Annotated in this window: 8 protein-coding genes; 6 read left to right on the top strand and 2 right to left on the bottom strand. The window is 70.8% G+C overall.

Annotated features, from left to right (window positions below):
- Together VF665_RS23150 and VF665_RS23145 are read right to left on the bottom strand one after the other, a co-directional pair.
- Positions 1-212: hypothetical protein (locus tag VF665_RS23150; RefSeq protein WP_331055852.1), on the bottom strand; the 212-nt coding region annotated here is incomplete at its 3' end.
- A 61-nt stretch (positions 213-273) separates the two neighbouring features.
- Positions 274-717 carry a transcriptional repressor gene (locus tag VF665_RS23145; protein WP_331055851.1) on the bottom strand — a complete coding sequence of 148 codons (444 nt, stop codon included), beginning with the start codon at positions 715-717 and terminating at the stop codon, positions 274-276.
- Positions 718-916: 199 nt separating this feature from the next.
- On the opposite strand from VF665_RS23145, the gene VF665_RS23140 reads away from it, so the two are divergent.
- The 6 genes from VF665_RS23140 to VF665_RS23115 form a co-directional block, all read left to right on the top strand.
- Complete coding sequence (locus VF665_RS23140; RefSeq protein WP_331055850.1) at positions 917-1,879, top strand: hypothetical protein; 963 nt, start codon at positions 917-919, stop codon at positions 1,877-1,879.
- Between the two features lie 175 nt (positions 1,880-2,054).
- Entirely contained in the window at positions 2,055-2,798 is a 744-nt protein-coding gene (locus tag VF665_RS23135) for a YebC/PmpR family DNA-binding transcriptional regulator (RefSeq protein WP_331055849.1), read from the top strand.
- Positions 2,795-3,388 carry a crossover junction endodeoxyribonuclease RuvC gene (gene ruvC / locus VF665_RS23130; protein ID WP_331055848.1) on the top strand — a complete coding sequence of 198 codons (594 nt, stop codon included), beginning with the start codon at positions 2,795-2,797 and terminating at the stop codon, positions 3,386-3,388. The genes VF665_RS23135 and ruvC overlap by 4 nt, the downstream gene beginning before the upstream one ends.
- Complete coding sequence (gene ruvA / locus VF665_RS23125; protein WP_331055847.1) at positions 3,385-3,969, top strand: Holliday junction branch migration protein RuvA; 585 nt, start codon at positions 3,385-3,387, stop codon at positions 3,967-3,969. The genes ruvC and ruvA overlap by 4 nt, the downstream gene beginning before the upstream one ends.
- A gap of 185 nt (positions 3,970-4,154) precedes the next feature.
- Positions 4,155-5,243 (top strand): Holliday junction branch migration DNA helicase RuvB, encoded by a 1,089-nt coding sequence (gene ruvB / locus VF665_RS23120; RefSeq protein WP_331055846.1) that lies wholly within the window; start codon positions 4,155-4,157, stop codon positions 5,241-5,243.
- On the top strand, positions 5,240-5,671 hold a 432-nt coding region (locus tag VF665_RS23115), incomplete at its 3' end, for an S-adenosylmethionine:tRNA ribosyltransferase-isomerase (protein WP_331055845.1). The genes ruvB and VF665_RS23115, both read left to right, overlap by 4 nt.

Raw genomic sequence — 5,671 nt, 5'->3', positions numbered from 1 at the left:
CCGGAGCGGGGGCGGAACCCGAGCGCCACGTGCGAGGTGCCCGACATCAGCATGGACTCGATCATCTCCACCGGCGCCTCGAATCCATCCCCCATCCGCGCCATCATCCCCATCCGGATCTCGCCCGCCTCGATGTCGCCGTAGACGACCCAGAACTGGCGCGAGGCGAACCACCACGTGCCGCGGACGGTGAGGCGCGCGGCCTCGCTCATCCATCCGCCAAACAAAAAACGCTCCCCGGGCGGAGAGCGTTCAGTGCGAAAGCGGCGCCGTTCATCCCGCGCAGGCGGGGCAGAGGCCCACGATTTCCACGCGGTAGCCGCGCACCTGGAACCCCGCGTCCACGTGAATGCGGGGGAGCAGATCATGCGGCTCGCCGGCCACGTCGCGCACCTGGCCGCAGCCCAGGCAGCGGGAGTGGTAGTGGTCGTCGGTGCGGGCGTCGTAGCGGGCGCTGTCGTCGCCGTAGGCCAGCTTGGCGGCCAGGTTGCAGCTCACCAGCGTTTCCAGCGCCTTGTACACCGTGGCCAGCGAGATGTCGGCGATCTCGGCGCGCACGGCGGTGAACACCTCGTCCGCGGACGGGTGGTCGGTGGTGGCGCGAAGAAAGCGGTACACGGCCGCGCGCTGCTCGGTAAAGCGCTGGCCGTTGGCCTCCAGCGCCTCGCGCAGCACGGTGTCCACGTGTGCCGGGTGCATCCGCTCCGTCGTGGGCATCGGGTCGCCGGGTGGGTGTCGGAAAGGTGCAATCTGTACGAAAGCGCTGCATTCGCGCGGGTTTGCGTACTCCGCAAACTACGAATGGCGCAAGGTGATGTCAACCGCGGCCCGGCGCTGTAGCTTGGGGGCGGGCACGCGCTGTGCGCAGGCGCGGGCGGGAAAGCGCGGGCGAAAACCACGGAAAGACGGGATCAACGTGCAAGGACGGCTGGGGTGGGTGCTCGTGGCGTGCGCGGCGCTGGCCGCCGGGGCGTGCGGGGACGCGGAGAACGTACAGGTGCAGCCGCTGCCGCCGCTGCAGCGGCCCTCCCCCGAGGCGCGCGCCGGGCTGCCGGAAGTGCGCGGCGTGTGGCGGTTCGCCGGGTTTGAGATCCCCGCGCGCGACACCACGCTGGTGCGCGAAAAGGTGTACGCGCTCACGCCGCTGGGCGACTTTCAGATCGGCACGCAGCGGCTGGACAGCATCGCCGGGCGCTACGTGCGCGGCCAGGTCACCTTTCCGTTCACCGGCGAGGTGCGGCGCGACAGCGTGCTGGCCATCGTGGCGTTCAGCGGGGGCGTGGGGCAGTTCCTTTCCGGCCGCGTGCTCAAGGACACGCTCTGGGTGGAGATGACCTCGTTCAGCTCCGCCGTGGAAAGCTGGCCCCGGGGAACGCGCGCCGCGCTGGTGCGGTCGCGCACGCCGGTCACGAACCCGTTCCGCCGCCTGCTGGGAGGCGCGCCCATCAACGCGCCGGTGGACTCCGTGGCGCTGGACAGTGTGCGGCTGGATTCGCTCCGCCGCGCCGGGGTGCTTCCCCCCGCGGCGGCGCCGGGGACCGTGCCGCCGGGGACGGGTGTGCCGCAGCCGGGCGTTCCGCAGCCCGGGACCGTCCCGCAGTCCGGCGTTCCCCAGACGGGCGTTCCGCAGACCGGGGTTCCGCAGACCCAGCCGGCCGCGCCCCGTCCCACGGCGCCGCAGACGCAGCCGCGGCCCGCGCAGCCGGTGCAACCCCGGCCCGCGGCGCCTCGCCCGCAGCCACGCCCGCCGGTGCAGCAGACGCCGCCGGTGCAGCAGCAGCCGCCCGTGTACGAGCCGCCGGTGAGCCAGCCTCCCGCCGCGCAGCCGCCCGTGCCTCAGCCCGCCGCGCCGCGCGACACCATACGTTTTCCGCGCTGAGCGGTCTGCATCCACCGCAAAGACCCCGTCCGGACGGCTCCGGGCGGGGTTTTCTGCATCCGGACGAAAGGGAGATGCACCGCGTGCGTTGAAGCATGGTGCCCGGATGCGTATATTCAGCTTCTGCAACCTGGACGAGCACCAACGCCCCAGCATCACCGACCGGAGGAGCCCGATGGCCGGGCATAGCAAGTGGAAGCAGATCAAGCACAAGAAGGCGCTCACGGACAACCGGCGCGCCGCCACGTGGACCAAGAAGATCCGTGAGATCACCGTAGCCGCCAAGGAAGGCGGCGGCGACCCCGCGGGCAATCCGCGGCTGCGCCTGGCCATCGACACGGCCAAGTCGGTGAACATGCCCAACGAGAACATCGAGCGCGCCATCAAGAAGGGCACGGGCGAGCTCGAGGGCGTCAACTACGAGGAGATCACCTACGAGGCGTACGGCCCCGCCGGCGTCGCCATCATGATCGAATCGCTCACCGACAACGGCAACCGCACCGTGGCCGACATCCGCCGCTGGCTTTCGCGCAACGGCGGCAACCTGGGCACCACGGGCAGCGTGGCGTGGATGTTCGACCGCCGCGGCCAGATCTCCATTGAAGCGTCGAAGTACGACGAGGAAACGGTGATGATGGCGGCGCTGGACGCGGGCGCGCTGGACGTGGATACCAGCGAGGACGGCTACACGGTGTACACGGAAGTGTCCGACTTCCACGCCGTGCAGGACGCGCTGCGCGCCGCGGGCATCACCTGGGAAGACGCCGAACTGGCGATGATTCCCAAGACCGAGGTGCGCGTAGAAGGCGCCGACGCCGAGCAGCTCGTCAAGCTGCTGGAACTGATCGAGGACCTGGACGACGTGCAGAAGGTGTACACCAACGCCGACCTGGACGTGGACAGCCTGGCGGAAGTGTGATCGCATCCTCTGCCGCTGGGCTGGCCGCGCGCCGGATCCCGCTGGACACCGTGGTTCTGGGGGTGGACCCCGGGACCGCGGTCACCGGGTACGGCGTCGTTCGCCGCGGGGCGGACGGCGCCGTTTCGCTGCTGGAGTGCGGCGTGGTGCGCACGCGGCCGGGCGGCGACCTGGCGGACCGCCTGCGCGAGATCTACGAGGGGCTCACGGAAGTCATTGGCCGCACGCAGCCGGGGGTGCTGGCGGTGGAGGGCGTGTTCTTCGCGAAGAACGTGCGTTCCGCCGTGGTCCTGGGCCATGCGCGCGGCGTGGCGCTGCTCGCCGGCTCCATGCACGGCCTGCGCGTGGCAGAATATCCGCCTGCGGAGGTGAAGGCCGCCGTCGTGGGTGCCGGGCGCGCCACCAAGGACCAGGTGGGGCTGATGGTGCAGCGGCACCTGAAGCTGCGCGCCGTCCCGAGGCCGCACGACGCCGCGGACGGCGTGGCGGTGGCGCTCTGCCACTGCTTTCGCGGATTCGGCCCGGCGGCGCCCACGCTGCCGCCCGTCTCCATCGCCACGCTGGCCGCCGCCGCGGGAGCCCGCCGATGATCGCGCGCATCCGCGGCGAGCTGATCGTGCGCGACCTGGAGCGGGTGGAGGTGATGACGGCCGGCGGGGTGGCGTACGAGATCTCCATCCCCACCACGGTGTTCGAGCGGCTGCCGCGGCTGGGCGAGCAGGTGACGCTGCGCACCTATCACCTGGTGCGCGAGGACGCCGCGCTCCTGTTCGGCTTTCTGGAAGCCACGGAGATGACGGTGTTCACCCGCCTGCTGGGGATCAACGGCGTGGGGCCGCGGCTGGCCTTGGCGCTGCTCTCCGCGCTTTCCGCCGAGCAGGTGGTGAACGCCGTGCGCGAGCGCAACGCCGCCCTGCTCACCTCCGTCTCGGGAGTCGGAAAGAAGACGGCGGAGCGCATTGTCCTGGAAATGACGGGCAAGCTGGACGACATCGCGTTCGCGCCGTCCGGCGTGGCGCGCGTCCCCGGCGCGGAGGACGCAATGCGGGCGCTGACGTCGCTGGGCGTGACCACGGCGGACGCGGACCGCGCCGTCCGCGCGGTGATCCAGGAAAAGGGCCAGCTCGGCGCCGCGGAGCTGATCCGCGAAGCGCTGGCGCGGCTCAAGTAGGCGCGCTGGGGCGACTCGGGCGATGAACGAACGGGTATCCGCCGGTCCGGCTGGATACCCGTTCGTTCATCCGCGTCCCGGGCCGGCGGGCGGCCGAACGCGGCCGGAAGAGGGGTGTAGCATCATCCGAACAAAGACCGTACATTGTTGACGGCCGCAACCGCCGCATCCCGGATCATCTGTCCATGCCCGTAGAACCGTCCCGCTCCGAGATCACCACCCCCGGCGTCCTGGGCGACGAGGAGGTCAGCGAGCTTTCGCTGCGTCCCCAGCGCCTGGCGGAGTTCATCGGGCAGGACAAGGTCAAGGAGTCGCTGCAGATCGCCATTGACGCGGCGCTCAACCGGCGCGAGCCGCTGGACCACACCCTGTTCTACGGGCCGCCCGGGCTGGGCAAGACCACGCTGGCCCTGCTGATGGCGCGAGAACTGGGCGTCAACATCAAGATCACCGCCGCGCCCGTTCTCGAAAAACCCGCCGACCTCGTCCGCGAGCTGACGACGCTGCGCGAGGGCGACATCCTGTTCATCGACGAGATCCACCGCCTGCGCCCCATCATCGAGGAGTTTCTGTACCCCGCGATGGAAGACTGGCGCATCGACGTGCGCCTCAGCGACGGGCCGCACGCGCAGATGATCAGCATGCCGGTGGAAAAGTTCACCCTGATCGGCGCCACGACGCGCTACGGGCTGCTGACGCCGCCCATGCGCGCGCGCTTCGGCATCGTGCAGCGGCTGCACTACTATCCCGTGGAGGCGCTGGCCTTCATCGTGGAGCGCACGGCGGAGATCCTGGGCGTGGGGTGCGACAAGTACGGCGCCATGGAGATCGCCCGTCGCTCGCGGGGCACGCCGCGCGTGGCCAACCGCCTGATGCGCCGCGTGCGCGACTACGCCCAGGTGCGCGCGAACGGCGTCATCAACCGCGAGGTGGCGGATGCGGCGCTGGTGATGCTGGATGTGGACGAGTTCGGGCTGGACGAGATGGACACGCGCGTGCTGCGCTCCCTGATCGAGCAGTTCGGCGGCGGCCCCGTTGGCCTCAACACCCTGGCCGTGGCGCTGGGCGAAGACGCGGGGACGCTGGAAGAGGTGTACGAGCCCTTTCTGATCCAGAACGGATTCCTGATGCGCACGCCGCGCGGCCGCGTGGCTACGGCGCTTGCCTACCGCCGGTTCGGCTACGCGCCCCCGGTGGACGGCGCCACCGCCGGGCTGCCCGGCAACTTCGGCGCGCCCGCCCCTCCCGTTCAGCCCAACCTGTTCGACGCGTGAACGAGCGCACCTTCCGCACGTCGGACTTCGACTTTCACCTGCCGCCCGAGCAGATCGCGCAGAGCCCGGCGGAGCGGCGCGACGCCAGCCGCCTGCTGGTGATGCACCGCGAGAGCGGGGAACTGCACCACCGCACCTTCGCCGACATCGTGGAGTACGTGGCGCCGGGCGACGTGCTCGTGCTGAACGAGACGCGGGTCTTTCCCGCGCGTCTGCTGGGGCGCAAGGCGACGGGCGCCGCGGCGGAGATCCTTCTGCTCCATCCGCACGAGGGGGAAGAGAAGGTGTGGGTGGCGCTCGTGCGCCCGGGCGGCAAGCTGAAGCCGGGGCGCACGGTGGAGATCGGGCCGGAACTGCGGGTGGAGATCGTGGATTCCACCCCCGGCGGCGAGCGCATCGTGCGCTTGGTGACGCCGCTGGGCGTCACG

The sequence above is a fragment of the Longimicrobium sp. genome, from assembly GCF_036387355.1.
Classification (GTDB): domain Bacteria; phylum Gemmatimonadota; class Gemmatimonadetes; order Longimicrobiales; family Longimicrobiaceae; genus Longimicrobium.
Note: the sequence above shows the minus strand (reverse complement) of the source record. Positions and strands in the feature narration are given on the sequence as shown.

Coding starts and splice junctions, on each gene's coding strand:
- VF665_RS23145 (WP_331055851.1), bottom strand. CDS start 717: ATGCCCACGACGGAGCGGATGCACCCGGCACACGTGGACACCGTGCTG.
- VF665_RS23135 (WP_331055849.1), top strand. CDS start 2,055: ATGGCCGGGCATAGCAAGTGGAAGCAGATCAAGCACAAGAAGGCGCTC.
- ruvA (WP_331055847.1), top strand. CDS start 3,385: ATGATCGCGCGCATCCGCGGCGAGCTGATCGTGCGCGACCTGGAGCGG.
- ruvB (WP_331055846.1), top strand. CDS start 4,155: ATGCCCGTAGAACCGTCCCGCTCCGAGATCACCACCCCCGGCGTCCTG.